This is a genomic window from Leptothoe sp. PORK10 BA2 (assembly GCF_034932105.1).
Taxonomy (GTDB): domain Bacteria; phylum Cyanobacteriota; class Cyanobacteriia; order Phormidesmidales; family Phormidesmidaceae; genus Leptothoe.
This window is the reverse complement of record NZ_JAYGIG010000019.1, coordinates 1-23,669: the sequence shown is the minus strand read 5'-3', so window position 1 is coordinate 23,669 and position 23,669 is coordinate 1. Positions and strand designations below refer to the sequence as shown.

Here is a 23,669-nt window from a genome sequence, read left to right as displayed (position 1 = left end):
GGCCATAGTCCATTACTTACCGCCATCGTCCCCACCATCACCCCAGGTATAAAACGTTGCTCAACCCTAGGCGTTTTATCAGGAAATTCTCTGAATTGACTGCCCAGCCGAGCGTTCAGGACTCATTCTATAGTACTGTAAAGCTTTGTAAATGACTTTTGAGGCTTCAGGCCAGGGATCTCCATAGGTCTATCAAGGGTTTGAGCTGCAGAAGTCGATTTGATCTGTCAAACGTAGGTAATAAGTGCAATTAACTACCCGCCCAACCGGGTCTTTAGACCCTTCTAAACGAGAAATTCCATTTACTCTTAAAGACCTGAAGGATGCAATCCCAGACTATTGTTTTCAACCCTCTACGGGTCGCTCCTTAGCTTACTTTTTTCTTGATATAGGTATTATTGCTGGTCTCTATGGGATAGCCTATAGCCTGGATTCCTGGCTGTTTTATCCATTGTTTTGGCTGATGCAGGGCACCATGTTTTGGGCCTTATTTGTTGTTGGTCACGACTGTGGTCATCGCTCTTTTTCCAAACATATGTGGCTCAACAATCTGATTGGTCACCTTAGCCACACCCCCATTTTGGTGCCATTCCATGGCTGGCGAATCAGTCATCGCACCCACCATGCCAACACCGGTAACATCGACACCGACGAAAGCTGGTATCCCATTTCAGAAAACACTTATAACGAAATGGATACCATTGGTAGAGCCATTCGTTTTAATCTCTTTCTGTTGGCCTATCCGTTTTATCTGTTTAAGCGGTCTCCCGGGCGTAAGGGCTCTCACTTTATGCCGGGGAGTGACCTGTTTCGTGCTTCTGAGAAGTGGGACATTATCACCAGTACCACCTGTTGGACCCTTTTTGTGGGCTTTCTGGGCTGGGTCGGATTTGAGTTTGGCCTCGGCTTTTTGATTACCTTCTACGTCATGCCCTACCTGGTGTTTGTGATGTGGTTAGACTTGGTAACATTTTTGCACCACACAGAGCCCGATATTCCCTGGTATCGCAACGATAGCTGGTACTTTCTCAAGGGTGCGCTGTCTACCATTGACCGCGACTATGGTTTTATTAACGCCATTCACCACAACATTGGTACCCATGTGGCCCATCACCTCTTTTTGAACATGCCCCATTACCATCTGAAAGATGCCACTGAGGCGATTAAGCCGATCCTGGGAGACTATTACCGTGAGGGTAAAGACTCTGTTTGGACTAGCTTCTGGCGTTCTGCGCGGGAGTGTATTTTTGTACCTAATGAAGGTCAAAAGGTCTATTACCAGCCCCGGCGTTAGTCTAATTTGTTAATGGAGGCCTGATAACAAACCTTCTGCTATCACCTTTTTGACAACATTAACAAGGGCACCACTGTTATAGTGGTGCCCTTATTTGTCTGTCCAGCTTCTGTTCTACTAAGGATTAGCTCCCAGCTAACTTCGCTTTGACCAGCGCCTGAACCTTGCCGCCATCGGCTTTTCCTTTCATTTGTTGCATGGCAGGGCCCATGACTTTTCCCATGTCACGAGGGCCTGTGGCGCCAGTTTTAGCAATTAGTTCGTCGATGACCGCAGCAATGTCATCATCGGACAGTTGTTCTGGGAGATACTCTTGTAGAATAGCAAGCTCTTCGGCTTCTTTTTCCGCCAAGTCATCCCGCCCTGCGTTTTGATATTGCTCGATGGAGTCTTTTCTTTGTTTGGCCAGCTGAGTCACCACTTCAATTTCTTGCTCAGGGGTGAGGCCATCTTGTCCCAGGGGACGAACCTCCGACTCCCTATCAAGGATCACTTTTTTGATGCTGCGCACGGTTTGCAGACGAACTTTGTCGCGGGCTTTCATGGCCGTTTTAATTTCGTCGCTAATACGGTCTTTGAGAGACATGGTTAGGGAAGACGCTACAAACAACGTCTATATAAAAGATTAGATGGATTAGAGATACCTTTAGTCTGCGTTATCTTTTTATCTGGGGTCAGAAGGTTACCTTCTCCCCATGGGTCAGAAGAAAAAGGAAAAAGACCTAAAAAATTCCCCTCCCGAGGGAGAGGAATTTAGGGAGAGTGCTAACGAATTAGTATTGCGGTACCGATGGATCCACTTCGCGACTCCAGGCGAGGATGCCGCCGGTAACGTTAGTACCTGGGATGCCAGCATCCTTGAGAATGGAGAGGGCTTTGGCGGAGCGTCCACCCATTTTGCAATGGGCGATAAGTTGATGGCCATTGACCAGCTGGCGGACTTTCTCCACCCCAGGGCCATTCTCAATCTCGGAGAGGGGGATCAGCACTGAACCAGGAATCTTGGCAATCTCATATTCATTGGGGTTGCGTACATCCAGGAGAATATAGTTATCCATGCCACTGTCCAGGAGACTTTTCAGCTCGGTAACGCTGATTTCGTCACTGGCTGCTTTTTGCGCTGCCTCGGCAGCAGCAGCATCGGGAATGCCACAGAACTGTTCGTAGTCGATCAGTTCCTCAATCACGGGACGGACGGGGTTAGGGCGCAGCTTTAATTCCCGGAACGTCATGTCCAAGGAGTTATAGAGCAGCAGTCGACCGCTGAGGGTATTGCCTTCGCCCAAAATGATTTTGATGGTTTCGGTGGCTTGGATCACACCAATGATGCCAGGGAGAATACCCAGCACTCCCCCTTCGGCACAGGAGGGCACCAGCCCCGGTGGTGGTGGCTCGGGATAGAGATCACGGTAGTTGGGACCGTCTTCATAGTTGAAGACGGTGGCCTGTCCTTCAAATCGGTAGATAGAGCCGTAGACGTTGGGTTTATTCAGCAGTACACAGGCATCGTTGACCAAGTAGCGCGTGGGGAAGTTATCGGTACCGTCTACCACGATGTCGTAGGGTGCAAAAATCTCCAGGGCATTGTCGGAACTGAGGCGCGTGTTGTATAAGTCCACCTGGCAGTGGGGGTTGATTTCGAGAATGCGGTTTTTGGCTGATTCAATTTTGGGTTTATTGACCCAGGAGGTGCCGTGGATGATCTGCCGTTGCAGGTTGGAATAGTCAACTACATCAAAATCGACGAGGCCGATGCGACCTACGCCGGCGGCGGCTAAATAGAGAATTAAGGGAGAACCCAGACCACCTGTGCCGATGCACAGCACGCTGGAAGCTTTGAGGCGTTTCTGACCGTTGAGGCCTACTTCGGGCAAAATTAGATGCCGGGAGTAGCGTTCGTAGTCTTCTTTTGTCAGTTGGATGTCATCCAAATTGGGATTCAGCATGGTTCCTTGAGAACTAAAAAAGAGTGGGGAATGTCTAGTCAGAAGCTGTTAGTTAGCGGTTGTTAGTTTCAGGACGACAGGAGGGGCATTCGATCTTTGGCCGCCGATGCTGGAACAATGTTCATGGGTTCGGGTTGAAATTGATGGTTGTCATCTAGCTGCCAGTTTTGCAGATCGGCAGCGATGGAATGGCGAACGGACACAATGATATAGGCATAGCTGGGCCAGGCAAGGTCGCGATCGCATCCCGAAGGCACTGCTTCAGCATCTGGGTGGGAATGATATACGCCGATAATCGCCAAGCCATCCTGTCGAGCCTGTCGCTGGGTTTCAAATAGATCCTGGGGATCAATCCAATAGCGGCGGGCCTTGGTCATGACAGGGGTCGTTTCCTGGCCATGGGTGGCTAGATCAGCCGCGGCTAAGTCAGCCGCCACATCGTCAGTCCAGGCATTTTCTAACAGCACCAAATTAACCAAGGTTTTTTCATTGGTGACCGCGTCAAACCGACCTACGAGCAAACCACAGCCTTCGTGGGGATAGGCTCGCTCCCCATGGGCTTTCATGCGGTCAATATGCTCTTGGGTCAGGTTCAGAGCCACAATCAGACTGTATAAAATGCGTCAGAGTTTTTCATTGTAGAGCAGATTCTGAGATGCTTCATATAAGCTTTGCTCACATCCTTCACCACAGCCATGGTGGTTAGAACCTGGCAACGCCTTGCCCCGTAACGACAGCAAGGGGTTGCACAATCATCATCTCAGCCCACTGGCCCCATGACTCCAGCGGGGGCAACCGGTTAATTCACGGGTTAATTAATTGTCCAGTAGAGCCTGGACGATCTGATCCATGGCCACCGAATGGGATGCCTTGAATAGGAAACGATCCCCTGGCTGCATCAACTGCTGCAGATGTTTAATGAGGCCACCATGGCTGGTAAATAAGCGGTTGGGCACCGCCCCTGCCCCCTGGGACATCGCCTCGGCTTCAGCCGGGTCCGCCAAAATTAATAAATGGTCCAGCCCTAGGGTGTGGACCAACTCACCAATGCTCCGGTGCAGTTCTACGGACCTGTGCCCCAGCTCTTTCATGGTGCCTAAGACCGCAATGTGGCGCTGGCCTGGCTGCTCCTTGAGTAATCGCAGGGCCGCCGCCATGGATTCAGCGCCCGCATTGTAGGTTTCATCCAGCAGCACAATGTCATGGGGCAGCTCATGGCGCTTGGCCCTGCCCGCTGGCATGTCCACTGTGAGACCACCGGCCAAGCTGCGCCAGTCTAGATTAAGCGCCTGGAGCGTTGCGATCGCACTCAAATAGTTCAACGCATTGTGGCTACCGGCCAAGGGCAGGGGCAAAGCCACCCCGTCCACCACCACCCTCTGTGCTTGGGGGGGACCTTGGATCTGGCCTTGGACCTGGCCCCCGGTGAGACCATAGGTAATGGTTTTCCCAGACCAGACCCGGGCGGCGGTATCCATCAGCCGAGGATTGTCGTGGTTAAGCACAGCCACACCCTCCGGGGGCATGTGGGCCAGCAACTCACATTTGGCATCGGCAATAGCCTGCTCCGAACCCAACCGGCCAATGTGGGCGGTCCCCACGTTGGTAATCACCGCGACATTGGGTTGAGCGATCTGCGTCAGTAGGGCAATTTCCCCCGGTCCCCGCATCCCCATTTCCACTACGGCATAGTCATGATCGGCGGTGACTTCTAATAGGGTCTTAGGCACCCCAATCTCGTTATTAAAGTTGGCGCGGGTCTTATGGACAGTGCCATGGATGCCCAAGGCAGCCGAGATCAGTTCTTTCGTGGTGGTCTTACCGACGGAACCCGTAATGGCCACAACGGGGAGTCCCAGGCGCTGACGCCACCACCGTCCCAGGGTTTGGTAGGCAGCAAGGGTATCTGTGACCTCAATACGGGGGATATCGCCTTGGATCACCCCTTGGCGGGTGATAGCTGTGATCGCACCCGCCGCGATCGCCTGATCCACAAACCCATGACCATCAAAATGCTCACCCTCTAAGGCCAAGAAAATATCTGCAGCCTGAATTGAGCGGGTATCTGTGCTGATGGCGTTCACCACCTGGTCCAGGTGGGTAGGCAGTAGCCTGTACTCTACCAAGCAATCATTCAGGGCATCAAGAATCTGAGAAACCGTAGCAAAACCAGACATATGAAACGTTTGAGTGATGTAACCAGGGCAAATTCATCAGCTCCAATCCATGGGCTCTGTATAAGCTTAATGAAGAGAACATCGTGAATTTACAGAAGCTTTAGCAGAGCTTACTGTTATTCCACCCTATCCGAAAATATCCGTAGGCTAAACTAGATAGACAGTGATGGACCTACTGTGTAATACATCACTGTTCCCAACCCCATCAAGATGTTACTTTGAGCTAGCGCTCGTTTAACAGTGCCGCCACAACCCCATTAGCTCTAATCGGGTTTCCAACAGTTAAATTTGACAACTTTAATTAAACCTTTGATCATCTAAGCCAATTGGCTGAATTTTTATGTCCAAGTTGCTTGCCCTTCAGTAATTTACGGACTTTTTGTCAGTTTTCACCGTGTTTTAGGTAATCATAACCAGTTAGACTTGAGAGAGTTTGACTGGGGTTGTGGTCGCCGTAGTTTTTTCCCTGTATAGGTTTGCAGTTACATAAGGTGTATTTGCTGAGGTTTCTTTGGTGAACGTTCAATCCGGCTACACACAATCGGATTATGGTGCGCGGTTAGTTAGTCCGCAGGAACAGGTCCTTTATGACCATTGGCTCGGCTGTGTTAATTCAGAACAGCCTGAAGCACTGATCCAGCGTTTTAACCAGCTCTTCATTGACGGTACTGGTTATGAAGATCGTGAGGTGGTTAGCAGCCTCGACACGATTCTGATGGATCGTGATGCCGATCACTATTTTCACCATATTCTGAATCGCTGCTGCCACATTTTAATCAATCGCTGGCAAAAAAACCGAGAGTATCAGGCCGCCATTATTGAACTAGTCAGCTTGTTTGAATATGCCCCTAGTGCAGCTGTGCGTGAGGTATCACGGGCACGCTCTGTGCGACGTTTGCGTGAAATCGTAGCTCAATTTGGCAAAACCGAGCAGTACCTGATGCTCAAGCGTCTGGTACAGGTAATGACTCGGGAAAATGAGCTTCAACTTCGCTCACTCCAGCCATTGGGCACCTTGATTGGCCGCTATCCCTACTTATACAAACATTGCTTACTGAGTGAGGAAAGCCCTCAGGAGCAGAAAATCCACGTTCGTCGCATACAGAACCAAGCTCAAACAAAAGTGGAGCTGGATTTATCCCAGTATGTTAACTATCGTGTCAGGCGTTCTAGGTTAAAACGCCAAGGTCTATTAGAACAGCAAGGTCAGTGGTTACGTCCCGCCACAAACCCCACCCTCTTAAGCGATCGTGAGCTAGTTGATTCCCTACAACAGTTTTCTGGCAAAGACTCCCGTGGCCGCACCTATAATGATCTGGCCCTGCGGTTCCGCAGTCAGTGCTGTGAATCCGTATCCTTTAAATCATTTAAGGACAATCTTTACGACTACATTTTGTCCGGTGTTGACCCAGCCTATGGTCGTCAGCACTTTAATGATGCGCTGTATCAGCATTTGCGGGATATTTCCCCTGAGAATGACACCCAGCGACTCAATGACTTCTTAATGGTACGGACCTGTTCTAACTTGTTCAACTTTCTGGTGGTCGATCCCACTGGTGCCCATTCCCACTTTGTCTTTATTGACCTGATCAATAATTTGGGAGCCACACTAACCACAGGTCTATTACTAAGAATTTTACTTTTGTGTCGTAAGGTTAAGCCCTATTTAGAACGGCGCTTATCCACCTTGTTTAGTCACTATGAGTTAGCTAAACAAGACTCCGTGGCATGGCTGGTGAAAATCTTAGAAACACTAAACCTTGCCCTGAGTCTAAACTTTGGGCATCTGGATATCTCCCACGCCTTAGCGTAGGCAGCTAAATCCTACGCCCCGTTAGCCCTATTGTCTAATATGGCGCTGGTGAAAGGATTAGCAACACCAAAACGAATCCAGGCTTCCTTAGTTTTTGGGAGACCTAAAGTAATCTATAAAAGTCATGACCAGATAGGGTTATGACTTTTTTTGTAGGTCAATATATCAATTTTTTTTCCATAAGATGCAAATTTTTATTTTCAGTTTGCTGTATACTCTGCTAACTTTCTAGGCAGCTTGACTGTGGATAAAAGTCATGATTTGCCTGTCCATAGTCACTCCTGTCAAATCGAGCATGCGAAAGTTATGAGCCCATCTAGACGGTCCAATGCCACAGCGGTGCCCCCTGCAGGCACTGCCCCAGAAGCTGACACTTTGGTCGAAGCTTATGCTGAAGATTTGATGGATGACATCTTTGATGATGTTGACCGAATTTTGGCGGGGGATGACGCTGCAATCTATGGCGTATCTGCTATGCCACCAGGGGGCACGCTACCCCTATTTAGCGCTGAAGCGATCACAACCCCGGCCATGCTGGTGCCCTTATCGGCAGATCAAGCGGTAGAGGCTCGCACTGCCGCCCCCATCACGGAAACTGATCCCGCTAGTTCAGCCCCGTCCGATGGGCAGGATGGCACACCCAGCCAACCGTCTAGAAAACTACCCTGGAAAAGTTGGCTCTTCGGGGCAGCCTGTTTATCAGCATTGGCCGCAGGTGGTGTTTGGTGGATGCGGCAGCAACCTGCGTTACAAGCGGTAACGCCCCCCGTTGTGCCGAGTGCTCCGGCCGTTTCTCAGGAAACTGCCTTTGGTGAATATCTCACCCGCTCCCTGCGAGTCATTGGCGGTGAACGCAGTGCTCAAAATGAGAGTCAGAGACCGGGAGTGGTGGCAACGGCTTCACCAACACCATCCGGAAATCAGGTGACGGGCAAACCAGGGGTGATTGAGCGAGTATTTGTGCCCCTCCTACAGCCGGGTAATGGTACGACGACTCCCCGCACCATTACGCCAGGAAACCCGTCAACTACGGCGGCCTCTCCTGCCTTGCCATCTCCCAATGTTGCCAGATCAGGCCAGTCTAGCCAGTCTTCTGATTCCATTCCTAACATCGCGGCAAGTGGCACCTATGAGCTAGTGGGTGTTTTAGAACTAGGGGATCGCTCAGCGGCCCTCTTTGAGGTGGACGGCTCATCCCAGCGGGTTTACATTGGTGAAACCGTGGGGGGCAGTGGTTGGAGTATTGTCTCCATTAGCAATGAAGAAGTGGTAGTGCGCCGTAACGGTGAAGTTCGCTCTATCTACATTGGCCAGAAATTCTAGGGGCACAGTTCTAGGGGCACAGTTCTAGGAGCACCGTCTTTTTTGAGGGTGAACTACATGGGGTAGATATGGCAAATCTATGAGCATATTTGATGATTTCAGCCGCTTTTTGGAGACTCGTTTGGATGAGTTCCTGAAAGCCCACCCCCATTTGGAACTAATGGCCCTTGAGGAGCAGCTGCGGGGGCAAGAAGAGGATGCGATCGCAACCCTCACCACCCTCAAACAGCGAGAAACCGAGCTAGAAGCAGCCGTCCTAGAGACCGCTCAGGACATTAAGCGTTGGCACGAGCGCATTGCCAAGGCTGAAGCCGCTAATCGTCTAGATTTGGTCAAGCCCGCCCAGGAACGGGAGGCCACCCTGCTCCGCCAGGGCAATCATCTGTGGGGGCAAATGAAAAGTGTAAAATCACGACTAGCCCAAACCCACGCCCTGCGACAGCAGATCCAGTCCAAACGCCAGGAACTCAAAACCAAGATGGCCGCAGCCGCAGCCCAGGCAGCGCAGCCACCACCCAGAGACTCCAGTACCACGGGCTGGAACCGCAGTCCGTTTCCTGCAAAACCCTTAGATCCCCTAGAAGAAAGCTTCCAGCGTTGGGAAACGGAAGCGGAATTAGAAGAGCTCAAGCGCCAAATGGGCAAGTAACTCAATCCAGATTGACTCGATGCCGCTTAAGGTACCTCTTTAAACCCCTTTAAGCCCGCGCAACGTATTGACGGTATCAACAACCGCTTGACCCACTCTCTCAATCTCTGCTGCTGTGGTAAAACGCCCTAGGCCAAACCTCAGGGATGCATAGGCTAACGAGTCACTGCGCCCCAGGGCCTTGAGCACGTGGGATGGCGCTGTGCTGGCTGCACTACAGGCAGATCCGGATGAGAGGGCAACCACAGGTTGCAGGCCCAGCAGGAGGCTTTGGCCATCAACGCCGCCAAAGCTAACATTGAGGTTGCCGGGTAAACGTTGGCTGGGGTGGCCGTTGATATGGATGTCGGGGAGTTGATGCAGGTGTTGGAGCAGTTGCGATCGCAATCCACACAATCGTTCACCTTCCGCCGCCATCTCTGCAGCTGCCAACTCAATCGCCGTGGCAAACCCCACAATTTGCGGTGGATAGAGCGTGCCAGAACGCATGCCCCGCTCATGGCCGCCGCCATGGAGCTGAGCCACCAGGTTTACCCGAGGCTGTCGCCGTCGCACATATAAGGCTCCAATCCCCTTCGGCCCATAAACCTTATGGGCCGTCATCGACATGAGATGAATGTTCATCGCCTGGACATCCAAGGGCACCTTACCAATGGCCTGGGCGGCATCGGTATGAAACAAAATGCCCTGATCTTGACATAGTTCACCAATGGATTGAAGCGGTTGTAGCACACCAATTTCATTATTGGCCACCATCACCGAAACCAAAATAGTCTCGGGGCGAATTGCTTTTTCTAAGGCAGAAAAGTCCACCAAGCCATCGGCATTCACCGGCAAATAGGTAACTTCAAAGCCTAGAGACTCTAGATAGCGACAGGGATCCAATACCGCACTGTGTTCTGTTTGGACCGTAATAATGTGTTTCCCGTGGTTAAAATAAGCTTCTGCTACACCCTTAATCGCTAAATTGTTAGCTTCGGTGGCACCACTGGTAAAAACAATCTCCTGCGGCTGGGCATTAATTGTTTGAGCAATGATTTCACGACTCTTTTTAACAGCAGCGTCAGCCTGCCAGCCATAGCCATGGAGACTGCTAGGGTTACCAAAATAATCTGTAAAAAAGGGCAACATTGCATCCACCACCCGCGGGTCTACCGGTGTTGTAGCATGGCAATCGAGATAGATGGGAAGCTCGGCCACAGGGTTTACCCTACTGTTTGTTGAATGGGAACAAATCGGTTAAAAATGCCTAGGGTTCTTACCTGGACCACCGGAATTTCAGTGGTATAGAGACTAAATAACCAAAAGTTCTGTCGCAGAGTATTGTCTTCGATGAAATTCTCAAGGTCATCTTGACCCACCAGAGTGCCTTTTTCAACAGCAGTTTTGCAGATATCGCCTAGGGCTTTGCCCAGGTCACCTAGCCAGCTATCCAACTCGTCGGCTTGGCAAAAAGATGAACGGACTTCGTTTTGCAGAGTTTCTGCTACAAACGCATTGTAACGCTCTTGACTGGGGTTAGTAACGACCAGCACTGCTGCCAATGCACCTAATCCTGCTAAACCTAGAAACGCTTTGACTTTCATGAGGCTACGGTAGTGAACTAGTAATTGACAACTGTCTTACCGTTCTAGCATAAGCAGGTAAAGGTCATATCGCAGAGACCTCAACATTTTCCAGTGCATATTTCTATTAAACTCTAAGGATTAGGTCCTTTTTTGTATTTATAGGTATAGACACAGAGTGATGTGATGTGGTTTCTGACCAAATAGGTATAGTGATCACTGAACAACCTAAAACAATCATTCACCTGCAATTCTGACAAGAACCATCACATTTCTATGGCTCTTGTCTATTCAAAATAGTTTTCACAGACCTTTCACGAAATTAATAATATTAAACACAGGGAAACAAATTGCAACACAAAGAGTGCAAAGACGTTAATAAGTTAAAATTATTAGTCTTTAGTGCAAAATGACTTGCCATCAGCTATGTTTTTTCGTTTCTTGGTGTACTCTGTCAGCTGAGTTGCTTGGAGAAGGTTTGAATGCCGTCAATTGCGATGAAGAATCCCATTGTTAACTCTTCCTTTGAGAAACCGAGTCGCTGTTTCCAAAATCGCTTCACTCCCTGTGAGGGTGGCAATAAGCCTCTCAACCCGGACAGGGTGACGACATGGGGAAAGCCCCTGAAAAACACATTGATTGTGAAATCACCTTTCCGCAATTACTGGGCTATCGCAATGCCGCCGAAAAACGAATTCATCACAAGTACGCTGGCAAGCCACAGAAATAGTCACTCATGAAGAGTCAGGAACTTTTCAGTCAGATTGACACAGGTGAAGGGGTTGACTTGGAATTCAAGTCTGGCAAAGGGGGAGTGCCTAGAAGTCTGTGGGAAACTTACAGCGCCATGGCGAATACTGATGGGGGCATCATCTTCCTCGGTATTGAACAGAAGGGTGAGAATATTGACCTCGTTGGAGTCCCCAATGCCAACAAAATTCTGTCTGACCTCTGGAACACGCTCAATAACCGAGGCAAAGTCAGCATTAATCTCTTAGCTGAAAATGATTTACGAGTAATCAAGATTGAGGGTCGAGAGGACAGTATCATCTCGATGAGGGTACCCCGTGCGACTCGACGACAAAGACCTGTGTTTGTGGAGCAAAATCCCCTCACAGGAACCTATCGGCGAAACTATGAGGGCGATTATCACTGCACTCAGGATGAAGTCGGACGTCTGCTGGCTGACCAGTCGGAAGAACCTGCCGACAGCGCAATTTTGGAAAATTTCGGATTAGAAGATCTAGACGATACCAGCCTGAAGCAATATCGCCAGCGCTTTGCCTCGCTAAGACCGGCGCATCCTTGGTTGAGTGAGAACGATAGAGGTTTTCTAACTAAGCTCGGGGGGTGGCGACGAGAGCGCAGCAACGGACAAGAGGGATTGACGGTTGCTGGATTGCTAATGTTCGGCAGGATGGAGACCATTCAAGAGCCAGAGGCTTTTCCCCAATACCAGTTGGACTATCGTGAAAAACCAGCCGATCCTTCTAAGATTCGATGGACTGACCGCATCACCCTGGATGGCACCTGGGCTGGAAATGTGTTCCAGTTCTATCAGCGAGTCATTCAGAAGCTATCGGCAGATCTCAGAATTCCCTTCCAATTAGGACAAGACCTAATCCGTCGAGATGACACTATTGTTCATGAAGCAGTTCGTGAGGCATTGGTCAATGCTCTCATCCATGCCGACTATCGTGGGCAAGGAGGTGTTGTTATTGATAAGTACCCCGATCGCTTCGAGTTCTCTAACCCTGGTAGCCTGCTGATTTCAATGGTACAACTTCTGCAAGGGGGCGTGAGTGAGTGTCGCAATAAGTCTCTCCAAAAAATGTTTCAGATGATTGGCGGGGGTGAAAAAGCTGGGTCTGGCATCGACAAGATCCGTCAAGGATGGGCCTCACAACATTGGCGATCGCCTAATGTTCAAGAGCAGATGCGTCCCGATCGTGTGCGGTTGGTGCTACCGATGATCAGCATGTTACCTGAGGCATCTATCCAAGTGCTGAAAGATCAGTTTGGTGATGCTTTCGAAACTTTAAATCAGGAAGAAGTGCAAGCGTTGGTCACAGCTGAGCTAGAGGGAGCAGTCACTAACCAACGGATGCAGGAAATTTGTGTTCGCCATTCCACAGACCTTACAAAGATCCTCCAGAGACTAGTCCGACGAGAGTTACTTAGCGCTGTTGGGCAGGGCCGAGGCACCCGATACACGTTACCTGGTAGAGAAGGCTATATTCCGGAACTCTTTGAACCAGGTGCGACGACAGCATTAACGCCTGAATCCTCCCAACGTTTGAGGACAGATTCTTCTCAAAGTCATGTCGACTCCTCACAAAGTTTGAAGGACTCCTCACAAAGTTTGAAGGACTCCTCACAAAGTTTGAAGGACTCCTCACAAAGTTTGGGTTGGGACTCCTCACAAAGTCTGGAAGCATTACCTCCAGCAGACCTCTCAAAACTTAAATCTATCGCCGCCCCAGTTCGTGAGGCTAAATGGTTAAAAAAGGAGCAAACCCAGAGTGTTGTCTTGCGACTTTGTGAGGAACTTTACTTAACAACTGCCCATCTTGCAGAATTAATGAGCCGCAACCCGATTAGTCTCCGGAATCGCTTCCTAACCCCTATGGTACACAATGGTTTACTAGAACTCTGCTATCCCGATAAACCTAACAGACCAGATCAGGCCTACAGGACGGTGAAAGCAACTTCTAAAGGAGGGGAATAGCGTCTCCAAGATGCTTTGGAGGAAGAAGTCACAAAATGAGATCTTCCGGAAAGCGGTGAGATAAAGTTTCACGAGCCTGAAAAATAGAGGGCTTAACGATTTCCGATTGCCTGCAATGTCATACCTGCAATGTCATACCTACAATGTCATACCTACCTTTAACTACCCGATGGAAATTCGTCGGTTGATCTACACCACCACGGCGATCGAAATGCATGGAAAAAACAAGCTAGCTTACTACACTACGCCTTAAATATATTTATATGCACAATACCTATATTTATAAATGCGCATGCATATTGATTTGCGCCTAAAATCTCAAAGCTCTGTGGAGAAAAGCTTTCAGGAATTATTGAAATACTCATTTTTTAAGCGGGTGGGGGGAATCGAACCCCCATCATTAGCTTGGAAGGCTAAGGTTTTACCACTAAACTACACCCGCAGGGTGGGCAAAATTGAGCACGGACTCAACCAGCTTTGCTAGGTTAACACAGTTTGCCACGGGGATACCCAATCAGATTACGACTCTTTACCCTCCATTAAACCGTAAGCGTAACTGGACTCGATCTGTTGGCACAGCTTCTTCCTCGCCTATATTGGTCAGACGCAGGGCGGGGGTAAAGCGGATAGCGTTGGGATCGACGGCAACACTGAATAAACAGTCCGCTAAATTTAGATCCGAGTTTTGAGCATAAATGTCTGGCTGCCACAGACGAAACGAAGACACTAAACCATCAGCATCGACCACCACACCTAAGTCAATCACATCTGCGGATAGAGTGCCTTGACAAGCATGGTTACTAGGGATGTCGAACATAACTGGCATGGTAAACATAGGACTTGGGTACTGGTCGATATGATCACCCCCTGAATCCTTAGGTAGTTGGACGTCATTGACAATACTCACCTGGGTGGGGCCAAGGCCCGCATTTTCCGATCCGGTTTCTGGTTGGGGGGTAGGTCGATTAGGAGCTACAGGCGCTGAGGAAGCTGGCTTTTGAGGGGAATTAGGAGCAGGATCTTGAGGTTTCACCGCTCCCTGGTCTACCGGTTTGGTAGCAGTATTTTGCCCACCAATAGGGCTTGCTAGGTCTGTATTAGACCGTGGCTCTGACGACGTAGGTGCGGACTGATCAGCCGGTGCAGCTTGAGCCAGCGCGGCTTGATCAGCCGGCGCAGCTTGATCTGCCGGCGCAGCTTGATCAGCCGGTTCGACCGCCACTGGAATCGCTCCATCGTCCACCAGTGTGATGGGAATATCGACCGAACCGGCAGGATTACTCACCTGGAACATACGTGGCAAGCCAACGCCCAGCACACCTACATGCAATAACAAGGATGCACCCGCCAAGACGGGCCAAGGTATTGCTTGTAGTTGGGGGATTCTGGAGCTAGCCATAGATGCTCTTGAGAAATAGCTTTGGGCACATAGTTCACACCATAGGTGAGCGCTACAAACGTTAGATAGCAGCAGCTATGTGCGACGCAATCGGATGAAAGCCTTGATCAGATTGCTATAGATGCCCGTGAAGGCAACGGCATTCTGTGGAGGTACCTATCTAACTTAGAAGTCTGCTCAGTTTAGTTTGGCAAGGTCTGGCACACTTTAGCAATTGGCATTTCTTTTGCCGCTAAAGCCAACAGGGGGCGCTGATCGATCAACGCCCCCTGTTGGCTTTAGTCCTGGGGTTTATGCGGGCAATATTTCCGTGGGGTCTAGGGTTTCTATGCTGCCATTGGGTACTGATCCAATTCCTCCCGCTGAGGGAAACCATGGTCCATCGGTGGCAGGCCGGAGGATAAGAGAGCTTTGAGCTTAGGAATCTCAGCACTGTTATAAACCCGAAACTCGCTATGGACTGTAGCACTGGCCTGGCGCACCGCCTGATTAATCACCAAGGAACCTTGAGGATCGGATTCTGATCGGTGGAAGGTGCCGGGGGGAATGCGTAAAATCTGGGCGTTTTGCTCCAGGCGCACCCGATGAAACGGATAGGCCCAATTAAAGTTGACTAAGTAAAATGTCCGTCCCCCAGATAGTGCCAATAGATTATCTTCTTGACGGGGGTGTAGATAAAACTGCCAATCACCTGCTTTAGTACTGTGGGGGCTAATAGCCGGGCCCTGGTGGAAAACTAAATCACGGGCATTGGAGTCAGGAACAGTGATGTTGAAAAATTGGACGCTAGGAGTATCTCTAAATTTTTCGAATGGATAAAGTTCAAACATAGGATTTGAGTGTTGAGCGGCGGCTCAACTGTGCCGATGTACTTAACCTAGCTATCCCCATCTGCAGAATCAAATCGCCCATCGACCTGTATCTATGCGCTAACCGCATAACTTCTCTTGATGAACATTTCCCAACTCAACGTGCTGGTGACCATTGCCCAATGCGGTAGTTTCTCTGATGCGGCGCTGATATTGGACATGTCCCAGTCAGCGGTTAGCCGTGCGATCGCATCCCTAGAAAATGAGCTCAATGTCCCCCTGCTGGTGCGAGGACGCTTAGGAGCAAAGCTCACCCCCATTGGGGAACGCGTCGTCAAACACGCGCACAAAATTTTAGACCTCAGGGAGTCTATCGAATATGAAGTGAACCTGGAAAAGTCTCTTTACAACGGTCGCTTACGCATTGCTTCTTTTCGCAGTGCCGCCACCCATCTGCTGCCGCCCAAAATCGCCCAGTTTCAACAGGCCTATCCACGGGTGGAGGTCAGTTTGGATGAATTTGACCCGGCCGGGGTGGAACAGGCCCTACGCAGCGGCAATGCGGATTTGGGGCTGCTGCCCTTACCCCGCTCCGAGGACTTTACCACCTGGGAAATTATGCGAGATGAGTATGTGGTGCTGTTGCCTAAGGCCCAGGAGACCAGCCCCCAACCCATCACCTGGAGCGAGTTATCCACCCGCTCATTTATTCTGTTGAACTATGCCGAATGCACCACCGCAGTGAAAGAACATTGGGCGCGGTGGCAACAGCCTCTGAAAGTGGCCTACAACGTCAAGGAAGATTCCACCATTGTGAGCATGGTGGCCCAAGGGTTGGGCGCTGCTATTTTGCCGCGATTAGCCGCCATGCCCATTCCCACAACCGTGCAAAGTCACCCCATCCCAGTCCCCCTAGAACGCGTGATTGGAGTAGCAATATTGGCAAATATCCTGCCGTCTCCTGCGGTCACCCGCTTCCTAGAATTCATGAAAACTTAGTTGCAACTAACGCTGAGTCCCACTAAAAATCGGGTTTCTCCACCAGGCAGAAAAATGTTAGGGCCACTGTACAGGCTAGGGCGGCGGCGGCGGATGCATCGCAGCCCAGGGACTGGATCGGAAAGTAGAGGCAAATGGCCAACACTCCCGATAGACCGATGGGGTCGGTGAGGAATTCAAACAATCCCTGGGCAGTTTCCAAGAATTCTAATAGTTTGAGGAACCGGTCTAGTAGGGTCATGGCTGGACTATCCAATCAGCTGATCAAAGACATTTTTGATTCGGGGGGTGGGAGCATTGGTAGAGCTATCTTTAGCAGCTTCTTTGGCCAGAAAAACCATATAAAGTGGTGCTCCCTAACAATAGTAATAGGCCAAAAACACGGGCACACCTAACATTATGCCGAAGATGCTAACCAAGAAAATGTGCGTGGGCAACCATACAGCTCGCATATTTCGAATCAAGGGTCCCTTGGTGATCACCAGATCTTTATTCCCAGGTCAGCCAAAATCCTTGTGTAGAGACTCCAGTAGGCCGTCTCGGTCACGACTCCCGCCAAGGCAGGCAGGGTGACTATAAAGAAAATCCATAAAAATAGGGCATTGAAGTTAAGACCGGTGGCCCCAATAGTATGGATCACCACCACCGCCCACCACCCCCGGAAAAATATGTATACAGCGCCATTAAATTACCGAGCCCGGCAGGTTAATCTTACCGATCCAACTCCGTCCTCGTTTGCGGAGCGATCACAGCAATGCCGCCACCACAAACGCCAGGGCAAAATAGCCCTTCACCTGCTTACACTTCCCCAGGTATAAACTTGTGCAGCTCTATGGCGCTCCCGCAGGGCACCTCATATTATATTGGGCTCAATATATTGGACTCACCACAAATATTGGACTCACCCCAAAGGGGACCAACAATCAGGCACCGTGGACTTACTCCAAGGCGTCGTCGTGGGCAAAGCGGCGGAAGAGAAAATCTAGCGCGTAGTTGCGCAAATCTCTATATTCATTGGTTTCGATGAGCTTTGCACGGTCTCTAGGCCGCTGAAAAGGAATATCTAAGACTTCGCCAATGTTAGCGCTTGGGCCATTGGTCATCATCACTAGGCGGTCTGCTAAGAACAGCGCTTCATCGATGTCGTGGGTAATCATCAAAACGGTGGCCGGATGCGCACGCCAAATTTTGAGCAGTTCTTCCTGCATTTCTTCGCGCGTGATCGGATCGAGGGCGCCAAAGGGCTCGTCCATAATCAACACTTCGGGGCGAGTGGCCAAAGCGCGAGCGATCGCAACCCGCTGCTTCATGCCGCCAGAAAGCTGGGCTGGCTTTTTATGCATGGATTCCGTGAGACCCACCATCTCCAAATGCTCTAGCGTGAGATTTTTTTTCTCTTGGGCAGAGCGATGGGGATAGACTTGTTCAACTGCCAAATGAACATTCTCATAGGCCGTTTTCCAGGGCAATAAACAGTAATTTTGAAAAATTACCATGCGCTCAGGGCCGGGTTCTACAATTTTTTGATCCTTTAGCATGACTTGGCCTGCACTCGGGGTGTTTAACCCGGAGACCATGTTTAGCAAGGTCGATTTGCCGCAGCCCGAGTGACCAATCAGGCAGACAAATTCACCTTCGTTAATGGTCAAATTAACATCTTCTAAGACGATGTAAGGGCCGGTTTTGGTGGGATAAACTTTAGAGACACCGACAAACTCTAGAAACTTAGATGGACTGGGCGAGGGGGGGAGCCCCTGGTCGGTGCTATAGGTGGTTTGCATAGTGTTTGGAACCCGTGGAAAAATCAAGGAGGAAAAATAGGTGATGATTGAAGATGCTGTTGCTAGGCGATTGCGGCGGCCACAGTATCCATCTGCACCTCCTCAATCTTAGTCTCTCGTTTAATCTCCAAGCCTTGAAGATAGGCAACCGGATTATCGGGGTTAAATACACTGCCATCAAACAGCGTAAAGGACGTTCTTTCGGGTTCTAGGCCCGGCCAGTTGAGCTGTTGAGTCGCTTCAGAATAGACATCGGTGCGGCGTACCCTATCGACAATTTCAATCCAGTTGCGAGGGAACGGCACAATGCCCCATCGGGCCATCTGTACCAACACCCACAGACCTTCTACCCGACTGGGACAGTTGGTTTTATTCACATAAAAATCGTTGTATGTCGGGATTAGGGCAGGCGCGGCTTCAGTGCCTCGATCGTAGGGCTCCATAAATCCAGGCAGAATATAGCTAACCTCACAATCTAAATACTGCGGCGCTGTCAGCATCTGGGCAATTTCTGCTCGATGGCTGCGATTATCGCAGTACTCACAAGCTTGAATCAACGCTTTGATCAGCGCCAGGTGCGTATCTGGATATTGACGGGCCCATGATTCTTTGACCCCTAAGACCTTTTCTAAATAGTCTGGCCAAATATCTACATCTGTGACGATCACAAAGCCCACTTTTTCGGCAACTGCCTTGGTGTTCCAGGGCTCGCCTGCGCAGTAGCCGTCGATGATGCCTGCTTTGAGACTGTTGAACATTTCAGCCGGTGGAATCACGCTCAGCTCAACGTCTCGATCGGGATCGATGCCGTCGGTGGCGAGCCAGTAGCGAAGCATCAGGTTGTGCATAGAAGCTTCGGCCACAATACCGAGCTTGTACTTGCGCTCGGGGTGCTCTGCGATCGCACGCTTAAAATCACTCAGGCTACGAATTCCCGCCTCGTAAAATCGCCTTGATAGGGTAATGGCGCTGCCGTTACGAGATAAGGTGAGCGCGGTCACGGTGGGCGATGGCGGCGCTTTGGCTGTGCCAATCGAAAGTGCCAACGGCATGCCGGCCACCATTTGGGCCGCATCTAGCTCGTCGCTGCCAATGCCTTGGGCGATCGCATCCCAGCTTTCTGCTTTGACTAACGTGACATCGGTTAAACCATGCTTGGCAAAAAATCCCTTTTCTTGAGCCACGATCAAAGGCGCTGAGTCTGTCAGAGGCAAAAATCCTAACTTGAGACTGACCTTTTCTATCCCCCTACCGGTGACCACCACTGGAAGCTCAAGCTGACGCTTTTTAGCTTTTTTCTGCTGGTTGAGAAAATAGATAATGTCATTGCGCAGAGTGTAATAGTCGGGATGGTTGACCACCTCTAGGCGATGGCGCGGGCGCGGCATAGAGACATTAATAATTTGACCAATGTGAGAGCTAGGCCCGTTGGTAAGCATGACGATGCGGTCAGCCAGTAGCAGCGCTTCATCCGCGTCGTGGGTCACCATCAAACAGGTCAGCTGATTCTCCTGACAAATGGTGATGAGCTGCTCTTGCAGACTGCCTCGGGTCAAAGCATCTAGGGCACCAAAGGGTTCATCTAGCAGCAGCAGCTTGGGCCGAATCGCTAGGGCGCGGGCGATCGCCACCCGCTGCTTCATCCCACCAGACAGCTCAGTTGGTCGCTTGTCTGCCGCATGGCGCAAATTCACCATGCCAATATTTTGTTCAACAATGTCTCGCCGCTCTGCGGCCGACAGTTTGGGATAGACCTGATCAACGGCTAGCGCAATGTTTTGCCTTACCGTTTTCCAGGGCAGCAAAGAATAGTTTTGAAAAACGACCATCCGGTCAGGCCCTGGCTCTTTGACCGTTGCACCTTCCAAAATAATGCTGCCCTGGGTAGGCCGATCGAGACCAGCAACGATATTGAGCAGTGTCGATTTACCACAGCCAGAATGACCCAGCAAACAAACAAATTCGCCGGGTTTAATTTCCAGGCTAATATTTTTGAGCGCGATGTAGCGACCGCCATCTACCAGAGGAAACACCCGATCAATATGGTCAATCTCTAAAAACGCAGTCATAGTAGGGTCATCCAAAAAATAAGTCGTTCCAATACACGCGCTCGCTCCGAGCAGATCGTTAGTCCTGTGGCTCTGGGGGCACGACCAAGCCTGCGATCGCAGCCACCATCCGATCCAAAATCAAGCCCACAATCCCCACATAAATCAGGGCCAAAATAATCTCGCTGAGCTGAGAACTATTGTAAGAGTCCCAAATAAAGAAGCCAATGCCAACGCCACCTACCAGCATTTCTGCGGCAACAATCGCCAGCCAAGACAGGCCAATCCCAATCCTAAGACCGGTAAAGATATAGGGAACGGCAGCGGGAAACATAATTTCCGTAAAATATTTGAACCCCTTCAGCCGCAAAACCTTAGCTACATTTTTATAGTCCTGAGGAATTTGCTGCACACCCACCGTAGTATTGATGATAATGGGCCAAATTGCGGTAATGAAAATCACAAAAATGGCAGAAGGGTTGGCCTCCTGAAAAGCCGCTAGCGCGATAGGTAGCCAAGCCAAAGGTGGCACCGTTCGCAAGATTTGAAACAGCGGATCTAGCGCGTCAAACATAAACGGACTAGAGCCAATCAAAATGCCGAGGCCAATACCCACTACGGCAGCCAGGGAGTAGCCAATGGCCACCCTTTGCAAGCTGGCTAAGATCTGCCAAAACAGCCCCTTGTCGACACCGCCATTATCAAAGAAGGGATTGAAAATTAAGTCGGCAGTCTCTTGAAACATTTTAATCGGGCTAGGAAGGTTCGCATCGGGACCGTTGCACAACACCTGCCATAGGGTCAAAAAGAACAAAAGCGCAACAAACGGACGAAATAGCTTGACTGGCGGATTTTTTATCCAAGTAACCAGAGGATTCGGCTGAGCAATTCGATTGTCTAGGTTGGCAGTCATGGCAGATTAGGGGGGTCATCGGGCACTAGAGGTCATCGAGCATTAAGAGTAACCGTCCCTGGAACTCATATTGAGCTTAGTGTTCAACGAGTTTAATAGGGTTTCAGCTTGTACCTTGAGCGGTCTTCAGACCTTAAATGGCTGAAACGACCAATCTTCGTCAGATAGCAGGGACGGTTACGCATTAAGACTCAGACAAAACGAGCGTGAGCTTTCTGCTATTAGGCAGAACTGAATGCCCTTAGAAGCAGGAAACTCACGCTCAAAAAATAACTAAGTAGGTAGGTAGGTAGCCATTATTAAACATCTGTGAATTAATCTTCCTTCATGGCCCCGTCCACGATTCCGGAGCTCTAAGGCAAGACTTTCAACAATTTTCCGGATCGAGATCAAGAAGTGTTGAATCAGTGATGCTCCTCCGGAATCGCGGGAAAATTAGAAGAAGGACTTAGATCTTTTTAATTTTAAGGCCATCCAAATAAGCCTTTGGATCTTCTGGGTCAAACTTCACGCCATCAAAGAACGTTTCTACACCCCGAGAGTCACTTGTCGGGATTTCCCCTGCAGCCACTCCAATCGCCTCAGCCGCCTCTTTCCACAAATCAGAGCGGTTCACCTGATCAACCAAGGACTTGGTGTCAGTATCTGCGGGAATGTAGCCCCAACGAATGTCTTCGGTTAGGAACCAGAGGTCATGACTCTTGTAAGGGTAAGAAGCATTGTCTTTCCAGAACTTCATGGAAATATCAGGATCCTCAACCGTCCGACCATCGCCGTAGTCAATTTTTCCTTGAATTCTGCTCAGAATATCTTCCACAGGCACCTTAAACCACTTGTTTTGAGAGACGATTTCGCACATTTCCTGGTGGTTTTCAGGATTATCACACCATTGCTGAGCTTCCAATACCGCTTTCAGCATAGCTTTAGCAGCCTTAGGATTAGCATCTACCCAGTCAGCTCGCATAGCAAAGGCTTTTTCGGGGTGATTTTTCCACAGCTCCCCGGTCACTAGGGCAGAATACCCCTGCTTTTGGTTCACTAATTGCGCATTCCAAGGTTCACCTACGCAGAAAGTCTCCATGGTGCCAATCTTCATATTGGCAACCATTTGAGGCGGTGGAACCGGTACAACAGAAATGTCGCTCTCAGGGTTAATGCCCCCTGCCGCTAGCCAGTAGCGCAGCCAAAGATCATGGGTCCCGCCCGGAAAGGTCATGGCGGCATTGAGTTCTTTCTTAGATGCTTGAGCCTTAGCAAAGACCTCCTTCATTTTGGAGCTGTCGGTGCCAACTTTGAGATCTAAGTATTCGTTACTTAGCGAAATCCCTTGTCCGTTGACATTGAGTCTTGCCAAAATATACATGGGCAAGGGCGCCTTGGTAATTGTCCCCAAAGCCATCATGTACGGCATCGGTGTGAGGATATGAGCGCCATCTATACCGCCGCCCTCTGAACCCAGCTCCATATTGTCTCTGGTAACAGGCCATGAGGCTTGTTTCAGGACTTCTACCTCAGTCATGCCATATTTATCAAACAACCCTTTTTCTTTGGCAATGATTAAGGGTGCAGAGTCAGTTAGGGCAATAAATCCTAGCTTAGCAGCGGTGACTTCCGGTGCATCTTCCGCACTGATCGGAGCAGCTGCCTCTGTTGGAGCAGACGCCTCTGTGTCTGTTTCAGTTTCGCTGTTCGGAGCACAAGCATTTACCAATAGAGCAGCCGCAGTAGCAGTGCCGCTGGTAACTATAAATTTACGACGAGATATTTTGGACATATGGGGCAACCTACAAAAATGTCTAATGAAGAGGAGACAACGGCTATCTTGAACATAGGGTACTAAACGCACCCTTAAACTGACAAAATTGAGAACTGGAAATTGAACCAAGAATTTTGCAGAACCCCTGAAAAACTTTCAAACTCCTCAGCATGGAAGTCTTCAGTCTCTACTGTTGAATCGTTTTGTCTGGACAGGCCGCTATAGGAAAGCGCTGCTATAGGGTAAGAAAAACCAGGTTATATGCTTAATGACTGCGTTTTTAGTTCGATCACCTACTCTAATTGATTGATTGGAGTTGTAATAACTATGACAAACTCCAATAACTGGACAGTGCGAAGTTCATCTCTAACTGGTGAAAGTCTCTAAAAAAGAACATCCCAGTACCCAAACGGTCTGGAATGTCCGAAACTGGCTGAAACCATTACAATCAGCCAGTTCCATTATGGAG

Annotated in this window: 20 protein-coding genes and 1 tRNA gene; 7 read left to right on the top strand and 14 right to left on the bottom strand. The window is 49.8% G+C overall.

The window, feature by feature from the left end; translation table 11 throughout:
- The first annotated feature begins 244 nt into the window (after positions 1 to 244).
- Positions 245 to 1,294, top strand: coding sequence for a fatty acid desaturase (locus VB741_RS07440; protein ID WP_323364528.1), 1,050 nt, complete (start codon positions 245 to 247; stop codon positions 1,292 to 1,294).
- A 124-nt stretch (positions 1,295 to 1,418) separates the two neighbouring features.
- On the opposite strand, the gene VB741_RS07435 is transcribed toward VB741_RS07440, so the two are convergent.
- From VB741_RS07435 to VB741_RS07420, 4 genes are all read right to left on the bottom strand, one after another.
- Positions 1,419 to 1,880 carry a GatB/YqeY domain-containing protein gene (locus VB741_RS07435; RefSeq protein WP_323364527.1) on the bottom strand — a complete coding sequence of 154 codons (462 nt, stop codon included), beginning with the start codon at positions 1,878 to 1,880 and terminating at the stop codon, positions 1,419 to 1,421.
- A gap of 187 nt (positions 1,881 to 2,067) precedes the next feature.
- On the bottom strand, positions 2,068 to 3,240 hold the full coding sequence (moeB, locus tag VB741_RS07430; RefSeq protein WP_323364526.1) for a molybdopterin-synthase adenylyltransferase MoeB: 1,173 nt from the start codon (positions 3,238 to 3,240) through the stop codon (positions 2,068 to 2,070).
- A gap of 68 nt (positions 3,241 to 3,308) precedes the next feature.
- Positions 3,309 to 3,842 (bottom strand): M67 family metallopeptidase, encoded by a 534-nt coding sequence (locus VB741_RS07425; RefSeq protein WP_323364525.1) that lies wholly within the window; start codon positions 3,840 to 3,842, stop codon positions 3,309 to 3,311.
- Positions 3,843 to 4,055: 213 nt separating this feature from the next.
- Positions 4,056 to 5,417 (bottom strand): UDP-N-acetylmuramoyl-tripeptide--D-alanyl-D-alanine ligase, encoded by a 1,362-nt coding sequence (locus VB741_RS07420; RefSeq protein ID WP_323364524.1) that lies wholly within the window; start codon positions 5,415 to 5,417, stop codon positions 4,056 to 4,058.
- A gap of 514 nt (positions 5,418 to 5,931) precedes the next feature.
- Between VB741_RS07420 and VB741_RS07415 the strand changes: the two genes are divergently transcribed.
- The 3 genes from VB741_RS07415 to VB741_RS07405 all read left to right on the top strand — a co-directional run bounded on the left by VB741_RS07415 (position 5,932) and on the right by VB741_RS07405 (position 9,202).
- Positions 5,932 to 7,230, top strand: a complete 1,299-nt coding sequence (locus VB741_RS07415; RefSeq protein ID WP_323364523.1) for a hypothetical protein — start codon at positions 5,932 to 5,934, stop codon at positions 7,228 to 7,230.
- Positions 7,231 to 7,536: 306 nt separating this feature from the next.
- Entirely contained in the window at positions 7,537 to 8,553 is a 1,017-nt protein-coding gene (locus VB741_RS07410; RefSeq protein WP_323364522.1) for a hypothetical protein, read from the top strand.
- 79 nt (positions 8,554 to 8,632) lie between these two features.
- Positions 8,633 to 9,202 carry a TIGR04376 family protein gene (locus VB741_RS07405; protein WP_323364521.1) on the top strand — a complete coding sequence of 190 codons (570 nt, stop codon included), beginning with the start codon at positions 8,633 to 8,635 and terminating at the stop codon, positions 9,200 to 9,202.
- A 39-nt stretch (positions 9,203 to 9,241) separates the two neighbouring features.
- Here the strand turns inward: VB741_RS07405 and VB741_RS07400 are convergent, their stop codons facing one another.
- Both VB741_RS07400 and VB741_RS07395 read right to left on the bottom strand, forming a co-directional pair.
- Positions 9,242 to 10,402 carry a cysteine desulfurase family protein gene (locus VB741_RS07400; protein ID WP_323364520.1) on the bottom strand — a complete coding sequence of 387 codons (1,161 nt, stop codon included), beginning with the start codon at positions 10,400 to 10,402 and terminating at the stop codon, positions 9,242 to 9,244.
- Between the two features lie 5 nt (positions 10,403 to 10,407).
- Positions 10,408 to 10,788, bottom strand: a complete 381-nt coding sequence (locus VB741_RS07395) for a DUF4359 domain-containing protein (RefSeq protein ID WP_323364519.1) — start codon at positions 10,786 to 10,788, stop codon at positions 10,408 to 10,410.
- A gap of 715 nt (positions 10,789 to 11,503) precedes the next feature.
- On the opposite strand from VB741_RS07395, the gene VB741_RS07390 reads away from it, so the two are divergent.
- Both VB741_RS07390 and VB741_RS07385 read left to right on the top strand, forming a co-directional pair.
- Complete coding sequence (locus VB741_RS07390) at positions 11,504 to 13,495, top strand: ATP-binding protein (protein WP_323364518.1); 1,992 nt, start codon at positions 11,504 to 11,506, stop codon at positions 13,493 to 13,495.
- A 115-nt stretch (positions 13,496 to 13,610) separates the two neighbouring features.
- Complete coding sequence (locus tag VB741_RS07385) at positions 13,611 to 13,748, top strand: hypothetical protein (protein ID WP_323364517.1); 138 nt, start codon at positions 13,611 to 13,613, stop codon at positions 13,746 to 13,748.
- Between the two features lie 118 nt (positions 13,749 to 13,866).
- Here the strand turns inward: VB741_RS07385 and VB741_RS07380 are convergent.
- From VB741_RS07380 to VB741_RS07370, 3 genes are all read right to left on the bottom strand, one after another.
- A tRNA-Gly gene (locus VB741_RS07380) sits at positions 13,867 to 13,937 on the bottom strand.
- 87 nt (positions 13,938 to 14,024) lie between these two features.
- Positions 14,025 to 14,894, bottom strand: a complete 870-nt coding sequence (locus VB741_RS07375) for a hypothetical protein (RefSeq protein ID WP_323364516.1) — start codon at positions 14,892 to 14,894, stop codon at positions 14,025 to 14,027.
- Positions 14,895 to 15,220: 326 nt separating this feature from the next.
- A complete protein-coding gene (locus VB741_RS07370) occupies positions 15,221 to 15,724 on the bottom strand; it encodes a redox protein (protein WP_323364515.1) in 504 nt (167 codons plus the stop codon).
- Between the two features lie 120 nt (positions 15,725 to 15,844).
- Here VB741_RS07370 and VB741_RS07365 point away from each other — a divergent pair, with 120 nt between their 5' ends.
- The gene (locus VB741_RS07365; RefSeq protein WP_323364514.1) at positions 15,845 to 16,702 is read left to right on the top strand and encodes a LysR family transcriptional regulator; all 858 of its coding nucleotides are present in this window, start codon (positions 15,845 to 15,847) and stop codon (positions 16,700 to 16,702) included.
- Positions 16,703 to 16,724: 22 nt separating this feature from the next.
- On the opposite strand, the gene VB741_RS07360 is transcribed toward VB741_RS07365, so the two are convergent.
- The 5 genes from VB741_RS07360 to VB741_RS07340 all read right to left on the bottom strand — a co-directional run bounded on the left by VB741_RS07360 (position 16,725) and on the right by VB741_RS07340 (position 23,218).
- Positions 16,725 to 16,943, bottom strand: a complete 219-nt coding sequence (locus VB741_RS07360; protein ID WP_323364513.1) for a hypothetical protein — start codon at positions 16,941 to 16,943, stop codon at positions 16,725 to 16,727.
- Positions 16,944 to 17,640: 697 nt separating this feature from the next.
- Complete coding sequence (locus VB741_RS07355; RefSeq protein WP_323364512.1) at positions 17,641 to 18,483, bottom strand: ABC transporter ATP-binding protein; 843 nt, start codon at positions 18,481 to 18,483, stop codon at positions 17,641 to 17,643.
- Between the two features lie 62 nt (positions 18,484 to 18,545).
- Complete coding sequence (locus VB741_RS07350; RefSeq protein WP_323364511.1) at positions 18,546 to 20,552, bottom strand: ABC transporter ATP-binding/substrate-binding protein; 2,007 nt, start codon at positions 20,550 to 20,552, stop codon at positions 18,546 to 18,548.
- A gap of 58 nt (positions 20,553 to 20,610) precedes the next feature.
- Complete coding sequence (gene ntrB / locus VB741_RS07345; protein ID WP_323364510.1) at positions 20,611 to 21,444, bottom strand: nitrate ABC transporter permease; 834 nt, start codon at positions 21,442 to 21,444, stop codon at positions 20,611 to 20,613.
- A gap of 448 nt (positions 21,445 to 21,892) precedes the next feature.
- Positions 21,893 to 23,218: a CmpA/NrtA family ABC transporter substrate-binding protein gene (locus VB741_RS07340; RefSeq protein ID WP_323364509.1), complete on the bottom strand. Its 1,326-nt coding sequence runs from the start codon at positions 23,216 to 23,218 to the stop codon at positions 21,893 to 21,895.
- Positions 23,219 to 23,669: the final 451 nt, after the last annotated feature.